This window comes from bacterium, from assembly GCA_028820935.1.
Classification (GTDB): Bacteria; Actinomycetota; Acidimicrobiia; order Spongiisociales; family Spongiisociaceae; genus Spongiisocius.
This window is the reverse complement of record JAPPHZ010000042.1, coordinates 74,563-91,144: the sequence shown is the minus strand read 5'-3', so window position 1 is coordinate 91,144 and position 16,582 is coordinate 74,563. Positions and strand designations below refer to the sequence as shown.

Genomic DNA, 16,582 nt, shown 5'->3' with positions numbered 1-16,582 from the left:
CCAATCACCACACCCTCCCAGAAACACCAGAAGAAGTGGTGGACCCCCATTAGGATGCTCAGAGCCAACTCGGATGCCAGCATCCGGTTCGCAGACCTTTGCGGCTTGCTCAGGCGTCTCGGCTTCGCAGAGCGGACTCGTGGGAGCCACCACATCTTCGTCAAGGAGGGAGTAGCCGGACAGATCGTCCTGCAACGCGACAGCGGCAAGGCGAAGCCGTATCAGGTGCGCCAGGTTCGCCACATCATCCTGACGTATAGACTGGAACTCGACTAGTGATGCATAAGTTCGGCGTATTCATCTACTGGAGCACTCAAGACGATGCGTTCGTCGCCGAAGTGCCGGAACTCCCAGGGTGCATGGCCCATGGTGACTCGCTGGAGTCTGCTCTCGAACATGTCCAGCACGCGATGGACCTGTGGATAGACACCGCCAGAGAACTGGGGAATCCGGTTCCAGAGCCCACGAATCAGCCCCTGACAATGGTGTGACGCTGACCCTTTCACGCGGCCAGGTTGATCAGGCCGCCCGTCTACCATTCTCGGCGATCCGATGACGAACCCGCCGCGAACTCTTTTTCAGAAGGTCTGGGACGCCCATGTGGCCCACGAGGCTCCCGGGGAGCCGTCCCTTCTCTACATCGACCTGCATCTGGTCCACGAGGTGACCAGCCCGCAGGCGTTCGACGGCCTGCGGCTGGCCGGGCGGGGCGTGCGGCGACCCGACCTGACACTGGCGACCATCGACCACGGGGTCCCGACCGCCAACCGCAGTCTCGGGATACGGGATCCGCTGTCGAAGAAGCAGATCGACGCCCTGATCGCCAACTGCGAGCAGTACGGCATCACCCTGTACGGGCTGGACGACCCCCGCCAGGGCATCGTCCACATCATCGGTCCCGAACAGGGGATCACCCAGCCCGGTATGACCATCGTCTGCGGCGACTCCCATACCGCCACCCACGGCGCCTTCGGAGCGCTGGCCTTCGGGATCGGCACCTCCGAGGTGGAGCACGTGCTAGCCACCCAGACCCTTCCCCAGGCAAAGCCCAAGGCCATGGCGGTGACGGTCGACGGCGATCTCCCCAGGGGGGTCACCGCCAAGGACATCATCCTGGCCATCATCGCCCGGATCGGGGTGGCCGGCGGGGTCGGCCACGTGATCGAGTACCGGGGCTCCACCATCCGCTCCCTCTCGATGGCGGCCCGCATGACCATCTGCAACATGTCGATCGAGGGAGGGGCCCGGGCCGGCATGGTGGCCCCGGACGACACCACCTACTCGTACCTGGAGGGACGCCCCCACGCCCCCAGGGACTGGGAAGCGGCGCTGGATCACTGGCGCACCCTCCCCACCGATGACGGCGCCACCTTCGACACCGAGGTCGAGTTGGACGCGGCCGAGCTCGAGCCCCACGTCTCCTGGGGCACCAACCCCGCCCAGACCGTGCCGGTCAGCGCCCGGGTGCCCCACCCGGACGACTACGAGGATCCGCTCGACCGGTCAGGATGCGGGCGGGCCCTGGAGTACATGGACCTGGCGGCGGGCACACCGATCACCGATATCCGCCTCGACCGGGTCTTCCTCGGATCGTGCACCAACGCCCGCATCGAGGACCTGCGAGCGGCGGCGGGGATAGTGGAAGGGCGCTCAGTGGCCCGGTCGGTCAGCGCCATGGTGGTGCCCGGTTCCGGCCTGGTGAAGCTCCAGGCCGAGGAGGAGGGCCTCGACCGCATCTTCAAGAAAGCCGGGTTCGAGTGGCGGGACGCCGGATGCTCCATGTGCCTGGGGATGAACGACGACATCCTGGCGCCGGGGGAGCGCTGCGCCTCGACATCCAACCGCAACTTCGAGGGTCGCCAGGGGCGGGGCGGGCGCACCCACCTCGTCAGCCCCGAGATGGCCGCCGCGGCGGCGGTGGCCGGGCACTTCGTCGACGTGCGAACCTGGGCCTGACCGTGGATCCTGTAGGCATCATCACCGGCACCATGGCGCCCCTGCCGAGGAACAACTGCGACACCGACCAGATCATGCCCAAGCAGTTCCTCAAGCGGGTGGAGCGGAGCGGCTACGGGCAGTTCCTGTTCCACGACTGGGCCAGGATCGCCGGCGGGGAACTCGATCCGGAGTTCATCCTCAACCGCCCCGAGTACCAGGAGGCCCGGGTCCTGGTCAGCGGTCCCAACTTCGGTTCGGGATCGTCTCGCGAGCACGCCCCGTGGGGCATCCAGGACTGGGGCTTCGAGGCGGTGATTGCCCCCACGTTCGCCGACATCTTCTACAACAACTGCACCAAGATCGGGTTGCTGCCGGTCACGCTCACCGAGGCCGAGGTGAACCGGCTGATCGAGCTGGCCACCGCCACGCCGGGCGCGGTGATCACCATCGACCTGGAGACCCAGACCGTCACCACCGGGGACTGGCAGGCCGGTTTCGAGATCGACGCCTTCACCAAGTACCGGCTCCTCGAGGGACTCGACGACATCGGCCTCACCATGCGGAATCTCGAGGCCATCGAGGTCTTCGAGCAGTCCCGGCCCGCCTACCTGCCGTCTCTCGCCTGATCACGCCCTCGGAGTGACCAGGCCCACCTTCGACGAGTAGGCGTCTCCGGCCCGGTAGGCTCGCGGTCGTGTTCGCAGTCATCTCCTACCCGCCCATCCCGATCTTCGAGGTCGGGCCGCTGCGGATGTCGCTCCACGGCGTCTTCGCCGGGGTGGGCTTTCTGGCCGGCGCCTACTACGGCACCCTCCGCTACCGGGCCCGGGGATTCGACGGCAACCTTTTCCAGTCGGTCCTCACCTGGGCGCTGGTGGGGGCGCTGCTGGGCGCGCGATGGCTGACCCTGCCCGCCTACTGGGCGGAGAACGGGTTCGACGCGGGCCAGCTGATCAACATCGGCGGCAACTACTCGATCCTGGGTGGTTTCGCCGGCGGCATCGGAGCCGGTGTCTGGAGGGCTCACCGGCTGGGGCTCCGGCTGGGACCGGCCGTGGACGTGGCCGCCTTCGGCCTGGCCATAGGAACGGTGGTGGGCCGCATCGGCGATCTCGCCATCGTGGAGCACCTCGGCGGTCCGACCCGGTTCGCGCTGGGGTACGGGATCCGGCCGGGCTACGACGTGGCCCCCCAGCACGACCGCCTGGAGTGCGTGACCGCGACCGTGGGCGAGTTCTGCGGCATCTACCACCATGCCGCCCTGTACGACATGCTGGCCGCGGCGGTCTGCTTCGGCTTCCTCTACTGGCTGGTCTTCCGGTCCGGCGTGCGGCTCCGCTACGGTCAGCTGTTCGCCATCTGGATGACCTGGTACGGCCTCCAGCGCTTTTTCATCGACTTCACGCGCCTCGCCCTGGATGTCGGCGGCGACCGGACCCTCGGTGCGCTGACATGGAGCCAGTGGAGCGCCCTGGCCGCCGCGGTGGGCGGCGTCGGCCTCTTCCTCTGGTTGGGCAAGCGCAATCCGGTGGTGACGCCCGAGAACGACCGAGCCCAAGGCGCCGTGGCCCACCATGAGGACGGGTAGGGGTCCAGGACATCAACCCAAGGCCGTTTCGGGTTGTCGGCCCGGTCGCCGATGGGGTAACCTGCCCTTCGTGACTTCTACCCAGGTGTATTCGTACTTCGCCTTTACCGGGCCCGGTGCCCGGGCCTGGCGCGACGTCTAGACCGAACCTGTCGTAGAAAAGCCAAGGCCCGGAGCGCCCGCTCCGGGCGCTTTGACGTCTGGAGCGAATCCGACACAGAGGAGCATCATGGAACGCAGAGCACTACGCAACGGATCGCCCACGGACACCATCGTCGAGGTGGGCGACACCAGGTTCGGGCACGACCCTTTCCCGACCATCGCAGGCCCTCGGGCGGTCGAGTCGGACGAACAGATCATGGAGGTCGCCACCGCGGTGGCGGATGCGGGCGCCGCCGTCCTCCGGGGCGGGGTGTACGAGTCGACCGCCTCGCCGTACGAGTTCCCGGGTCTGGGCCGGCCCGGCCTGGAGTTGTTGAGGGACGCCGGAGCCGAGGTGGGCCTGCCCACGGTCACCAAGGCCTTGGAACCCAAGGACGTAGAACTGGTCGCCTCGCACGTGGACATGATCCACGTCGATCCCCGCTCCATGCAGAACTTCGAGTTGCTACGCGTCATCGGCGGGACGGGGAAGCCGGTGCTGCTCGAGCGCGGGGGGTCCGCCACGGTGGACGAGTGGCTGTGGGCAGCCGAGTACGTACTCGCCGAGGACAATGACCAGGTGGTGCTGTGCGAGGGCGGCATCCGTACCTTCGAGAAGTCGACCCGGGCGACCCTAGACCTCAGCTCGATCCCGGTGCTGAAGGAGATCAGCCACCTGCCGGTCATCGTGGCTCCTTCCGCCGCGGCCGGCTCGCGGACCAGGATCCAGCCCTTGTCGCTGGCCGCCCAGGGCGTAGGCTCCGACGGGCTGATGGTGGAGGTCCACCCGGATCCCATGGCGGCCCGCACCGCCGTGTCCCATCAGATCACCTTCGAGATGTTCACCGATCTCATGGACGCGCTGGGTGTCAATCGGGTCCGGATGAACATCGACATGATCGACCGTGACCTGGTCCGCCTGCTGGCGCGCCGGCATCTCATGGTCATGCGGGTGGGCCGGATCAAGGCCGAGCGCGGGATGCCGGTCCACGTGCCCGAGCGCGAGGAGGAGCTGCTGGCCGTCGTCAGGCAGGAAGCGGAGAGGCACGGCCTGAATCCGGTCGAGGTCGAGAAGATCTTCGATCTCATCCTGGAGCAGGCTCGAAATACGCAGCACCGGGAACGGGCCGGATCCTGGTCCAGCGCCTGAGCCTCGGCGTGACCAGCGCCCGGGTGCGGTCGCCGGTCCCGGGTCAGAAGATGGTGGCGACCGCGTCGATGATGTTGTAGTCGTCGTCGGTTACGAGCAGGACGCGCCACTTGTCGAGGGTGGTGCAGGGATGCGAGATCCCGACCCGCACCGGGGTCCCCACAGGGAGGGCCGCGGGATCGTCGGGGCGCACGAAGGCGTGCTGGTCGTTCAGCTTGAGGATCGGAATCGGGCCACCACCGGCGGAGACCGGATCGATCACTGAGGGAAGACCTTTGTCGAAGCCTATGTCACGCCGCCCGACGTTGAGCAGGGCCAAGTTGGGCTGCGGCCTTGAGATCACGGTGGCTCCGATCTCAAGGGCCCCTCGTAAGGGCGTGTAGGCCCAACCGGGCTGGGCGCTCGGCCCGACCGCGGCATAGTGGCCATGGTCATGAACGATGTAGCAGCCGGATCGGAGCACCAGCCGGTAGGAGTCGAGGGAGGCGAGATCGTGCTGCACGTGGCGGCGAACGACATCGAACACGTCGGAACCTCCGATCGACAGGACCGGCGGTGCGTCTCCCGCAAAGACTCCCTTGGCGTGAAATTCGTGGAAGATTCCGGTGACGGAGTCCAGGTAGACGCCCACGGAACGGAGGCTTTCCGGTGAGCGGTCCTCACCCGCGGGACCCTCGTACGCCCCGATCCCACCGACCACGCCGGTGTCCGACTGTTGGATGGCGCGTGCCACGGCTTCGGCCTCGGCCGCGCTGCGGCACCCGGTGCGGCCGTCCGGCACGCCGATGTCGATCAGGAACCGCAGGCCGGCCGGGTCGACACCGGTGCTGTCGATGGCCGCCCGGTAGGCACCGACCCCGGCCACCGAGTCGATGAAGCTGTACACCTCCACCCCGGGCTCTGCGGCCAGGCGGACGAGCATCTCGAGGGACCGGGGGTCGGCCGCCTCGTTGGCCAGGAGGATCCGGCGTATCCCGAAGCCATGGGCGGTCACGGCCTGGTGCGGGAGGGCGACGGTGAGCCCCCAGGTGCCGTGCTCGAACTGGAGCCTCCAGAGGGCCGGCGCCATGGTCGTCTTGCCATGCGGGGCGAGAAGGGCGCCGCTGCCGGCGCAGTACCTGCTCATCACCTCGGCGTTATGGACCACGGCGCTCCGGCGGAGGACAGGGAACGGAGTGGGGAGGTCGCGGCGGGCGTTCAATCCCGCCGCCCTGATCCCGGCCGGCGTCCAGGGTGCCCCGTCACGCTCCGGGGGCAAGCCCTTCAACCCGACCGGCAGGGGGATCCGGTCGAGCGACCGGAGGGCCTCCTCCATCACTCCGTAGTCGATTCCTGAGGCGTGCGGCATATTCTCCACGGCGCGGTCGCGTACCCCGCGCGGCCGTGATGCTACATCCTTGACGGGATACGCTCAGGCCATGGATTAAAGCTATACCTTGTTGAGAATTGTTAAGTAGGAATGTGATCGGAATGGAGTGGTCCCGGCGAAAAGCGTAGGCTGTTCCATCACAGGGAGAAGGGCCCGCGATGTTCGACTTGGCGATCCGGGGTGGTCGGTTGGTGGACGGTACCGGCGCGCCGAGCCGCTCGGGCGACATAGGCGTAGCGGGAGACCGGATCGCGGCGATAGGCGACCTGAGCCGGGCTGAAGCCCGACAGTCGCTCGACGCGACCGGGATGGTCGTGGCGCCCGGCTTCATGGACATCCACAGCCACTCGGACTTCACGCTGATGATCGATCCCCGTGCCCACAGCCAGATCTTCCAGGGCGTTACCACCGAGGTGGTCGGCAACTGCGGCCACGGCTGCGCGCCGCTGGGTCCGAATGTCGATGCCTTCACCGGGAACATCTACGGCTACCAGGACCTCCTCCCGATCGACTGGACGACGATGGAGGGCTATCTCGCCCGATTGGAGGAGGCCGGACCGGCGGTCAACGTGGCCACGCTGGTCCCCAACGGGAACCTGCGACTCGCCGCGGTGAGCGACGTGAGACGGCCGGCCACCGCCGACGAAACAGCACTGATGGCGCGACTCCTCGAAGAAGGTCTGGACGCGGGCGCCTTCGGGTTCTCCACCGGACTCGAGTATCCCGCCGAGCGGGAGGCGTCCGAGGAGGAACTCATCGAGCTATGCCGGGTTACGGCTCGTCACGGTGGGCTGTACGCCACTCACGAGCGAAACCGCGAGGTGTTGGCGATCGAGGCGGTCGAGGAAGGCCTGCGCGCCGCGGCCGCGACCGGGGTCCGGCTCCAACTATCGCACATCATCCCGCGCCGGGGCGGGCCGGTGGACTCGCTCGAGCGCTGCATCGAGGCGGTGGAGGCCGCCCACGGGAGCGGGCTCGACGTCGAGTTCGACGCTCACACCCGGCTTCACGGCATCACCAACCTGAGCGCGGTGCTCCCCTCCTGGGCGATGGACGACGGACCGGCCCGGCTGAGGCATTACCTGCAAGATCCGGCCACAAGGGATCGCCTGAAGCGATATGACAGCATCATCTCATCCTTCGGGCTCGGAGGCTGGGACCGGGTTGCCCTGTTCCGCAGTACCGGCTCCCCGGCCAAGGCCGGTTACAGCATCGCCGACCTGACGCCCTCCGGCGGTGATCCCTACGACACCATGTACGACCTGCTGCTAGCGGAGGGCGACGACCCCCACGGCGCGCTGCTGATCGTCCACTCGTACGACGACGACATGCTGGCCCACACCTTTCGCCACCCTCTATGCACCACCGAGTCGGACGCCACCGCGCTGTGTACGGATGGCCCCCTCGCCGACACCACGTTCCTCGGCGCCTACACCTGGGTCGGGATCTTCTTCCGGACCATGGTCAGGGAGAGGCGGGAAATGACGCTGGAAGAGGCCGTGTACAAGCTGACCGCCCAGCCGGCCGACCGGATGAGGCTCGGCGACCGGGGCCGCCTGATCGAGGGTAAGCAGGCGGATATAGTCGTCTTCGATCCCGACGAATTCTCGGATCGGGGGACGCTCGACGATCCGAACCTGCCGGCGGTCGGCGTCCGGCATGTGGTGGTGAACGGAGGGGTTACAGTCATCGACGGTACCGAGACGGGCCACCGTAGCGGTCGGGTCCTACGTCGCTGAGGGCGGCCCGAGAGCCTGCAATGTGCAGGTCTGTACACCATCCGGTCTGGAGCGGTGGTCATCAAGGGCACTTCTAGCAGGGACTTCTCAGAAGCCTCCGAGGTCATAGCCGACGAATGACCGGTAAGATTGTGGGCACCTGGTGGGAAGGCGCACAACGCGCCGACCTGCACTTTGCCGTCGATCGTCATGCCGGCATCAACGGGGTCCTCCACGACCCTCCCGGGACGGCGCTCGACCCAGTCGGGAGAGGAGGAGCCATTGGCGAGAGATAACAGGGGAGGACCCTCGCTGGAAGAGACGCTGGAGACCAAGGTCGACCGGCGTGACTTCCTGAAGAAGGCGGGCATGACCGTCGCCGCGGGCGGGTTGCTCACCACCATCGGCGCTTGCGGAACGGGAGAATCCGAGGCCACCACCACCCAGGGGACGTCGGGTTCGGCCACCACGGCTGCCACGGCGGACACCGCCCAGGAAGCGGTCGAGGTGGTCATGACCCAGGGCGGTCCCGAGATCGAGTGGGAGATGGGCACCAGCTGGCCGCTGTCGCTGGACACCATCTACGGCGGCGCCGTGGACTTCGCCCAGCGGGTCTCGGACATGACCGGTGGCCGGTTCACCATCACGCCCAGGGCGGCAGGCGAGCTGGTACCGGGACTCGAGGTCCTGCAGAACGTCCAGCAGAACGCCATCCCGGCCGGCCATACCGCGTCCTACTACTACGTGGGTCTGAGCCCTGCCACGGCCTTCAACACGGCCCTGCCGTTCGGGTTCACCTACCGGCAGCAGAACGCGTGGATGTACGAGGGCGGCGGCTTGCAGCTGATGCAGGACTTCTACGCGGATCGCTTCGGCGTGATCAACTTCCCGGCCGGTAATACCGGAGTCCAGATGGGCGGTTGGTTCAACAAGGAGATCAACTCCGCGGCGGACCTGCAGGGACTGCGAATGCGGATACCCGGCCTGGGAGGCAAGGTTATGGAGCGGCTTGGCGTCACCGTACAGGTGTTGCCCGGCGGTGAGATCTTCCAGGCACTCCAGACCGGCGCCATCGACGCCACCGAGTGGGTGGGCCCGTACGACGACACGACCATGGGATTCCATGACGTGTCCACGTATTACTACTACCCGGGGTGGTGGGAGCCGGGCCCCGAGCTCGATGTCTTCATCCCGCTGGACGAATGGAACCAGCTGCCCGAGGAGTACCAGGCGATAGTCCAGGCGGCCGCGTACGCTACCAACGCCACCATGATGGCGCGCTACGACGCCAAGAACCCGGCTGCTCTCCAGACGGTTCTCGAGTCGGGTATCGAGCTGCGGCCCTTCCCGGACGACGTGATGCAGGCTTCGGAGGACGCCGCGTTCGAGCTCTTCGACGAGACCGCGGCCGAGAATGATGACTTCAACACCATCTTCGGGCATTGGAGCGCCTTCCGCGACGGCATCACCCAGTGGCACGGTCTCGCCGAGACCGCCATGGTCAGCTGGACCGGACGGAACTAGCCGCAGACAACCCGGCCGCTACCCGGCCCCCACGTTCCACACGGCGCGGGGGCCGGCGCGACGGCGTCGGCGATGGGTCCGCCGGGAAGGCCTTCCTTGTCGAGGGAATCGAACTACCGTCGGTTCTGAGACGTAGAAGCGTGAAGCTCCCCGAGTCTGGAGGTGGGAACAGATGGACAACCTTCCGGGCGCCCTCTCCGCATGACGGTGCGGGGCTGGCGCAAAGGCGTTGGGTGGGGCTGGTCGTGGGGCGACGCCGACGAGGTCGGGGCGCTCAACGGCATCTCGCCCCCTTCCGTGTTGGAGGCACTGGCCCTTGTATCCGAGGGTCGTATATACGACCTAGGGCTTGTGGTCGACCGGTCATCGTTCCGTTCGCCGGTCCATCCATCGACCGAGATAGCGTCCTTCCGCACGCCGGCACTGGCCAAACGGCAGCAGGATATCCCGATGCTCGATCCGTCTACGAACACCAAGGAGATGGCGTTCATCTCGGGCCTCGTCATCTGCTCGGATCACATCGGGACCCACATAGACGGGCTCGGCCACCTCACAACCGGCGCCGACGACCAGTGGTACAACGGCTACATGTGGTCGGAGGACGGTGGGGACTTCGGCCCCCGCAAGGCAAGCGCCGACACGACACCTCCGATAGTCGCCCGCGGGGTGCTGCTCGACATCGCCTCCCTGCACGGAGTTGATGTCCTGCCGCCAGGAACGGCCATCGGTCCGGAGGATCTGCAGGCCGCGGCCGCCAGCCAGCAGGTGGAGTTCCGGGTCGGAGATGTCGTGCTGATCAGAACCGGATCGCTCGGATCGTGGGGCGAGGCCGGCTCCGATCACGAGAAGCTGAGAGGCCCGGACACCTCCGGGCTGAACCTGGCGGCTGCCCGATGGCTGATCGAGAACCACGGCTCGATCCTCGTGGGCAGTGACACCTCGATGCTGGAAGTGTTCCCGGCGGTGGATGGGGACAGCTGGCACCCTGTCCATGAATACCTGCTGGTGGAGCACGGAGTCCACATCGCCGAACTGCACTACCTCGAGCAGTTGGCTGCGGACCGGAAGTACGAGTTCTGCTACGTGGCGCTACTGCCGAAGCTGCGAGGCATCACCGGCGGGTTCGCCATGCGGCCCATCGCCATGGTCTAGGAGTGTGCTGAAATTGTCCAGTTGGCACGCCATCGCCGGCAGCTGACCAGGTCGAGGCTGGCGGGCCGACCCATTCCGTCTTTCAGCATGCTCCTAGTTGATTAGTTGGTAGCCACCGGCTAGTGATCGGCAGTCAGTATTGAATTGATTGTGTATCCGGTGTCAGTCTTACCGTTCGAGTGCGGCTGCCGTCATTCCGGCCTGCAGAGGTCGGTCAAGCTCAGCTCTGCACGGGATGGAGTAACACCTTCAGGGTTGAGACGGGGTTGGCTAGGGCATCGAAGGCTTCGTCGAAGCGAGCTATCGGGAGGACCATGGAGATAAGGCTCTCGATGTCGAACGCCCCCTTGGCGAGAAGGTCGATGGCGAGGGGAAACTCCTCGACGTAGATGATGCTTCCGACGACCTCGACCTCCTTGCCGATCACCGTCGTGGCGGTCACCTCGACGGGGCGAGAGGGGAGACCCGTGAGGGCGACCCGTCCGCCGTAGCGCACGATGTCGACTGCGAGTTCGAGGGTGCCCTGGGCTCCGGAGCACTCGAAGACGAACTCGGGCGGTTCGAGTTCCGTTCCGAACAGGTCGTTCGGTGGCTCCGTCTCGGGATCGAGCGCGAGGTCGGCCCCGAGGCCCACGGCGGCCTGGCGCCGGAAGGCCGAGAGTTCGATGGCGGTAACGGTCGCGGCGCCGGCGTGTCGCAGGGCCTGGACGACGAGCAGGCCGACGGGACCGGTCCCGATCACGGCCGCGGAGCTTCCGAGCCGGAAGCGGGAGCGTCGCACCGCACGTAGCGCGGTCGCCAGCGGTTCGACGAAGGCGCCCTGTTCCGAACTGACCGTATCGGGTAAGCGGTGGAGGACCTTCGGGTCGACCGTTACGAACTCCGCCATACCACCGTCGTGCCGGATCCCGATCCCGTTCTCCATCACGGCCGAGCGGCACAGGTTGAACCTGGCGTCCCGGCAGGCCCCGCACGCCCCGCAGAGGTTCCCGTTTGGGTTCACCACCACCCGCGTGCCAGGCTCCCATCCCCGGACTTGCTCGCCAGTCGCCACGACCTCGCCCGAGAACTCGTGCCCCATGACGACGCCCGAGCGGAAGGGGGCGGTCATAGAAGGAGCGTGGAGGTCGGTTCCGCAAACCCCGCAGAAGTGGGGGCGCAGCAGCACGTCGGCGGGCCCCACCTCGGGAATCGGGACCTCCTCAAGCCGGATAGTCCGGTCGTCCCCGAAAACGATGGCTCGCATCCGCGTCATGATCTTGCTCCTCTCACCTGCTCAAGCCGTCCGTCTATGGGATCTTCATCTGCCCAGGTGGCGACCGCCGTCGATAGGCAGCGACACACCTGTGATGAACGATGCCCTGTCCGATGCCAGGAACAGGGCAGCCCAGGCAACGTCGTCGGCCGTGGCGATACGACCCAGCGGGTGCTTGGCCACCAGCATCTCCGTGGTCGCCTCCGCGTTGTCGACGGACGCCAAGTACTGGCCGGTCATCGGTGTGTCCACGGTCCCGGGACACAAGGCGTTCACCCGGATGTTGTCAGGGGCCAGTTCCATGGCCATGACCCGGGTCATCCCCGTCATGCCGCCCTTGGAGGCGCCGTAGGCGGTGAGTCCCAGGTTGCCGCGGATGGCGTTGATCGATGCGATGTTGACGATCGCTCCACCGCCGTGCGCCCGCATGGTGGGGACGACCGCTCGGGCCATATAGAAGGCGCTGGCCAGGTTGGTCTGCAGCACCTTGTCCCATAGCTCGTCAGTGGTGTCCGGAAGCGGTGCTCGTATGGTGATTCCGGCGTTGTTGATCAGGACATCGACGCGGTCGTGCAGGTCGATGGCAGCAGCAGTGAGCGCTTCGCAATCGGATCGTTGCCGAACGTCGGACCGGCATATCCGCACGCTCTCGGCGCGGCCGAACCGCGTGGTGAGTTCATCGTGGGCGATGTCGCCGGCCACCACGCTCGCACCGGACTGCACGAGCAATTCGGTAATCCGGGCGCCGATACCCATGGCCGCACCCGTGACGATGGCTACCTTGCCGGCGATCCCATCCATGGGCCAACGGTAACCACTAGTTCATCAGAAGGCCGCCGTCGACGTTGAGCGACTGTCCTGTCACGTAAGAGGCATACGTGGACGTCAGGAACCGCACGACGGTTGCCACCTCGTCGGGATCCGCGAGCCGACCCATCGGAATGGGTTCAGCCCGTCTCAAGACCCATGCCCGCGGGTCCATTCCCTCGGCGGGAGCGAACTGCTCGCCCAACCGGGCATTGAAAGCCGTGTCGACGACGCCGGGGCAGACCGCGTTCACCCGGATGCCGTCCGGCGCGAGGATGCGGGCGGTCGAGCGGGTGATATTGACGACCGCTGCCTTGCTGGCGGCGTAGGGAGGTGACATGGTCCGCCCGTCCCGCCCGGCGGTGGAGCCGATATTCACGATCGACCGACCGGCAGGGCCCGGGTCCCCCGACGATCGCATGACCTCGGCCGCGGCCTGCGTGCAGAACAGCAGCCCTTTGGCGTTGACATCGAGCGTCATGTCCCAGTCGGCCTCGGTCAATTCGAACAGGCCGGCTGCCCGGATGAGGCCGGCGTTATTGACGAGAACGTCCAGCCTCCCGGACTCCTCGACGATCCGCTCCATCGTCCGGCGGACGGCCTGCCGGTCCGTCACGTCCAACCCGACGGGAACGATCAGGCCGCTTTCGCCCACATCCACCCCGTCGGGCGTCATGTCGCTCGCATAGACCCGTGCCCCCGCCTCGGCGAGGCGGTCGGCGATGGCCTGCCCGATGCCACCGGCGGCGCCTGTCACCAGGGCCACGCTTCCCGCCAGACCCCAATCCGTCATCACTTCACCTCGAATCTGTCCACCGCGTCCTGATCGAGCCGTATCCCGTGTCCCGGGCGGGGAGGAACGAGGAGTTCGCCGTTCTCGAATCCGAGGGTCTTCTCGAGGAGAGTCTCGAAGTTGAGAACCCCGACTCCGGCGTGGAAGTACTCGAGCACCTCGACGTTGGGTGTGGCCGCGCCGAGGTGGACGTGTATGTCCGGAACCCAGTGCGGGGCCAGGACGATGTCCTGCGCCTCGGCGGCGTGGGCGATCTTCACCCATTCCGTGATCCCGCCCACAACCGTGGCGTCGGGTTGGAGGATGTCGGCGGCGCCGGTGTCGATCAGGCGCTGGAAGGACGCCAGCCCGGCCTCGATCTCCCCCGTCGCCACGGGGGTGGCCAACGCCGCCGCGATCCGGGCCGAGGCCTTCATCCGGTCGGGCAGGACCGGCTCCTCGATCCACCACAGTCCCAGATCGTCCAGGAGCCGCAGGTCGCGGATGGCGCTGGATGCGTCTGCCCAGGCGTGGTTGCAGTCGACCGCCACCTTCACGTCCGGTCCGACCGCCTCGAGTACCCGTTCGACCCGCCGCAGGTCGTCGCGGATCGGGAGCCGACCGATCTTGATCTTGACGGCCCCGAAGCCCAGATCGACATGCCGGCGCACCTCCTCCTCGAGGTTCTCGAGGTCCTGCTCCGGGTCGTCGTGGTAGTAGTAACCGCCGCTGGCGTATGCGGGCACCCGGAGCCGGTACCTTCCCAGGAGGTCGCACAGGGGTAGGCCCGCCCGCCTGGCGAGCAGGTCCCACAGGGCGATGTCGACCGCCGACAGGCCACGGGTGACCGCTCCCCGGGCGCCCAGCAGCAACGTCTCGAAGGACATCTCCTCCCAAAGGCGTTCGATCTCTGTCGGGTCCCGCCCCACGATCACCGGAGTCAGGGCATTCTCTATTGCCGACCGGATCACGGTGGCGCCCCCACGGAATCGCGACCCGACGGTGAAACCCAGGCCGGTCCCCCCATCGGCCGTCCGTATCCACACCAGTACGTACTCGCGCTCGGTGACCTTCACGTTGGACCAGGCCACGGGCGCCGGCAGGGGGACCGAGACGATCCTCACCCCGATGCGTTCGATCCGATCAGCCATGCTCACACCTCATCTCGAGCCAGTCGGGCGGCCCCCTCAGATCGGGAGCCGCATCTCGAAGTGCGGCTCGCTCGGCACGTCGGGGTTGATGTCGATCCCGAGGCCTGGTTCCCCTAGCGGCCGGACGTATCCGTCGGCGTTGAAGCTGACCGTCCTACGCAGCATGGCGCTCGCCCCCGGCACCACCGAAGATGGGTAGTACTCGATTATCAGACCGTTCGGGATGGCCGCCACCAGCGGTGTGTGGATGTGCGGGTGCCCGTGTGGGGCGATCGGGATGTTGTGGGCCTGCGCGATGGCGGCGACCTTCATGAACTCGGTGATCCCTCCCAGTATCTGGGCGTCGGCGTTGAGGATGCTCACTCCGGTCCGCTCTATCAGGTCCCGGAAGCCGTGCTTCGTATACTCGTTCTCCCCGGCTGCGATGGGGATGGTGGTGCTGGCGGACACCCGGGCCAGGCCCTCGTAGTCCTCCGGATGGATGGGCTCCTCGAACCAGAAGATGTCGAGCGGCTCGAGTGCCCGGGCGACCTTGACGGCGTCGAACACGGTGTACGCGCCGTTGGCGTCCAGCATTATGTCGGTGTCGGGCCCCACCGCGTCCCGCACGGCGGCCACCCGCTCCACGTCCTCGCGGACCCGCAGGCCTCCGATCTTCATCTTGATCGCCCTGGCGCCGAGCTTGACGTACCCGGACACCTCCTCCTGGAGTTCGTCGATGCCCTTTCCCTCCTCGTAGTAACCACCGGCGACGTAGCCGGGGATCCGCTCCTGGTAGCCGCCCAGAAGGATGTGGAGCGGCAATCCGGCCACCTTGGCCTTGATGTCCCACAGAGCGATGTCCACCGCGCTGATCGCTCGGGTAGTGAGGCCACGCCGCCCGATCAGCTTGGGACGCCACAGGTCGCACCAGATCAGTTCGTTGCGCAGCGGATCCTGCCCGAGGATTACCGGGGCCAGGGTACGGATCGTCTCCGAGATGATCAGGTTCCCGTTCTCGATCAGCGGATCGGTGGTCAGCCCGAAACCAGTGATGCCCTCGTCGGTCTCGATTTCGACAAGACCAACACACGCTTCCGAGTACGTGAACAGCCCGTTGTGGATGGGCCGGGGCCGCTGCCACCGGTAGGACGAGAACCGAAGCCCCACTGTTTTCATCGGGCAACCTGCTCCGTGATGGCGCAACCGCTCATGGTCAGTCGCGGAGGATGGCGCCGCCATCCACGTGCAGGCACTGCCCGGTGATGCTGTCGGCGGCCCTCGACGCCAGGAAGACCACCGCCGCGCCGACCTCCTCGGGGGTCTGCGGTCTTCCCAGCGGGATCGTCTCTGCGTAGTTGGAGGTGAACACTTCGTACGGGTCCCGAGCGGCGAGTTCGGGGTCCTGGCTCTGGCGGTAGGCGATGCCCCGTTCCTGGAGGGGGGTCCAGACCGCACCCGGGCAGACCGCGTTCACGTTGATCCCGAAGGGCGCTACCTCCATGGCTAGGCCCTTCGTATATCGGAGGATGGCGGCCTTGCTCGTGGCGTAGGCGCCTCCGATCCGGCGGCCCGCGTGGCCGGCCATCGAGCCGACGTTGATGATCTTGCCGCGTCGCTGCTCCTTCATCCCCGGCACAAAAGCCTCGCAACAGCGCACCGTGCCCTGGATGTTGACCAAGAGGACCGCGGTCCAGTCCTCGTCGCGGTCTCGGGCGCCCTCCCGTCCCATGGTGGCGGATGCGACCCCGGCGTTGTTGATCAGTATGTGCGGTGGCCCGAAAGCCTCGAGAACCGCCTTGGCGCCCGCCGAGACGGACTCGGGCGAGGTGACGTCCAGATCGAGCGCCATCGGATCGCCGGGCAGGAGGTCGGCGGTCTCACGGGCCCGGTGCTCGTGCAGGTCGGTCACGGCTACCCGGGCGCCGTACTCGGCCAGGGCGAGGGCCATCGCCCGACCGAGGCCGCCGCCTGCGCCGGTCACGACCGCGGTGCAACCGCTCAGGTCACCCAGCACGGGGACACTTGTATGTGTAGC

16 protein-coding genes are annotated in these 16,582 nt (G+C 66.9%); 9 read left to right on the top strand and 7 right to left on the bottom strand.

All coding sequences use genetic code 11. The annotated features are described in order from the left end of the window. Positions 1–54: 54 nt before the first annotated feature. From OXM57_12375 to aroF, 6 genes are all read left to right on the top strand, one after another. A complete protein-coding gene (locus tag OXM57_12375) occupies positions 55–276 on the top strand; it encodes a type II toxin-antitoxin system HicA family toxin (protein MDE0353476.1) in 222 nt (73 codons plus the stop codon). Positions 277–278: 2 nt separating this feature from the next. Beyond that, the gene (locus OXM57_12370) at positions 279–491 is read left to right on the top strand and encodes a type II toxin-antitoxin system HicB family antitoxin (protein ID MDE0353475.1); all 213 of its coding nucleotides are present in this window, start codon (positions 279–281) and stop codon (positions 489–491) included. Positions 492–552: 61 nt separating this feature from the next. Continuing rightward, positions 553–1,956: a 3-isopropylmalate dehydratase large subunit gene (leuC, locus tag OXM57_12365; protein MDE0353474.1), complete on the top strand. Its 1,404-nt coding sequence runs from the start codon at positions 553–555 to the stop codon at positions 1,954–1,956. Between the two features lie 2 nt (positions 1,957–1,958). Beyond that, the gene (leuD, locus tag OXM57_12360) at positions 1,959–2,564 is read left to right on the top strand and encodes a 3-isopropylmalate dehydratase small subunit (GenBank protein MDE0353473.1); all 606 of its coding nucleotides are present in this window, start codon (positions 1,959–1,961) and stop codon (positions 2,562–2,564) included. Positions 2,565–2,632: 68 nt separating this feature from the next. Next, positions 2,633–3,526, top strand: coding sequence for a prolipoprotein diacylglyceryl transferase (locus tag OXM57_12355; protein MDE0353472.1), 894 nt, complete (start codon positions 2,633–2,635; stop codon positions 3,524–3,526). A 229-nt stretch (positions 3,527–3,755) separates the two neighbouring features. Next, entirely contained in the window at positions 3,756–4,817 is a 1,062-nt protein-coding gene (gene aroF, locus OXM57_12350; GenBank protein ID MDE0353471.1) for a 3-deoxy-7-phosphoheptulonate synthase, read from the top strand. A 43-nt stretch (positions 4,818–4,860) separates the two neighbouring features. Here the strand turns inward: aroF and OXM57_12345 are convergent, their stop codons facing one another. Next, a complete protein-coding gene (locus OXM57_12345) occupies positions 4,861–6,165 on the bottom strand; it encodes an alanine racemase (protein MDE0353470.1) in 1,305 nt (434 codons plus the stop codon). A gap of 179 nt (positions 6,166–6,344) precedes the next feature. On the opposite strand from OXM57_12345, the gene OXM57_12340 reads away from it, so the two are divergent. The 3 genes from OXM57_12340 to OXM57_12330 all read left to right on the top strand — a co-directional run bounded on the left by OXM57_12340 (position 6,345) and on the right by OXM57_12330 (position 10,580). Further along, positions 6,345–7,925: a D-aminoacylase gene (locus OXM57_12340; GenBank protein MDE0353469.1), complete on the top strand. Its 1,581-nt coding sequence runs from the start codon at positions 6,345–6,347 to the stop codon at positions 7,923–7,925. Positions 7,926–8,186: 261 nt separating this feature from the next. Further along, positions 8,187–9,428, top strand: a complete 1,242-nt coding sequence (gene dctP / locus OXM57_12335; protein MDE0353468.1) for a TRAP transporter substrate-binding protein DctP — start codon at positions 8,187–8,189, stop codon at positions 9,426–9,428. Positions 9,429–9,629: 201 nt separating this feature from the next. Continuing rightward, positions 9,630–10,580 carry a cyclase family protein gene (locus tag OXM57_12330; protein ID MDE0353467.1) on the top strand — a complete coding sequence of 317 codons (951 nt, stop codon included), beginning with the start codon at positions 9,630–9,632 and terminating at the stop codon, positions 10,578–10,580. A gap of 220 nt (positions 10,581–10,800) precedes the next feature. On the opposite strand, the gene OXM57_12325 is transcribed toward OXM57_12330, so the two are convergent. From OXM57_12325 to OXM57_12300, 6 genes are read right to left on the bottom strand one after another with little or no spacing between them, the layout of a single operon-like run. Next, positions 10,801–11,835 (bottom strand): alcohol dehydrogenase catalytic domain-containing protein, encoded by a 1,035-nt coding sequence (locus OXM57_12325; GenBank protein MDE0353466.1) that lies wholly within the window; start codon positions 11,833–11,835, stop codon positions 10,801–10,803. Positions 11,836–11,880: 45 nt separating this feature from the next. After that, positions 11,881–12,636, bottom strand: coding sequence for an SDR family NAD(P)-dependent oxidoreductase (locus OXM57_12320; GenBank protein ID MDE0353465.1), 756 nt, complete (start codon positions 12,634–12,636; stop codon positions 11,881–11,883). 16 nt (positions 12,637–12,652) lie between these two features. Then, a complete protein-coding gene (locus OXM57_12315; GenBank protein ID MDE0353464.1) occupies positions 12,653–13,435 on the bottom strand; it encodes an SDR family NAD(P)-dependent oxidoreductase in 783 nt (260 codons plus the stop codon). After that, entirely contained in the window at positions 13,435–14,565 is a 1,131-nt protein-coding gene (locus tag OXM57_12310) for a mandelate racemase/muconate lactonizing enzyme family protein (protein ID MDE0353463.1), read from the bottom strand. The genes OXM57_12315 and OXM57_12310 overlap by 1 nt, the downstream gene beginning before the upstream one ends. 36 nt (positions 14,566–14,601) lie before the next feature. Beyond that, positions 14,602–15,723: a mandelate racemase/muconate lactonizing enzyme family protein gene (locus tag OXM57_12305; protein MDE0353462.1), complete on the bottom strand. Its 1,122-nt coding sequence runs from the start codon at positions 15,721–15,723 to the stop codon at positions 14,602–14,604. A 37-nt stretch (positions 15,724–15,760) separates the two neighbouring features. Then, the gene (locus tag OXM57_12300) at positions 15,761–16,561 is read right to left on the bottom strand and encodes an SDR family NAD(P)-dependent oxidoreductase (protein MDE0353461.1); all 801 of its coding nucleotides are present in this window, start codon (positions 16,559–16,561) and stop codon (positions 15,761–15,763) included. Positions 16,562–16,582 lie beyond the last annotated feature (21 nt).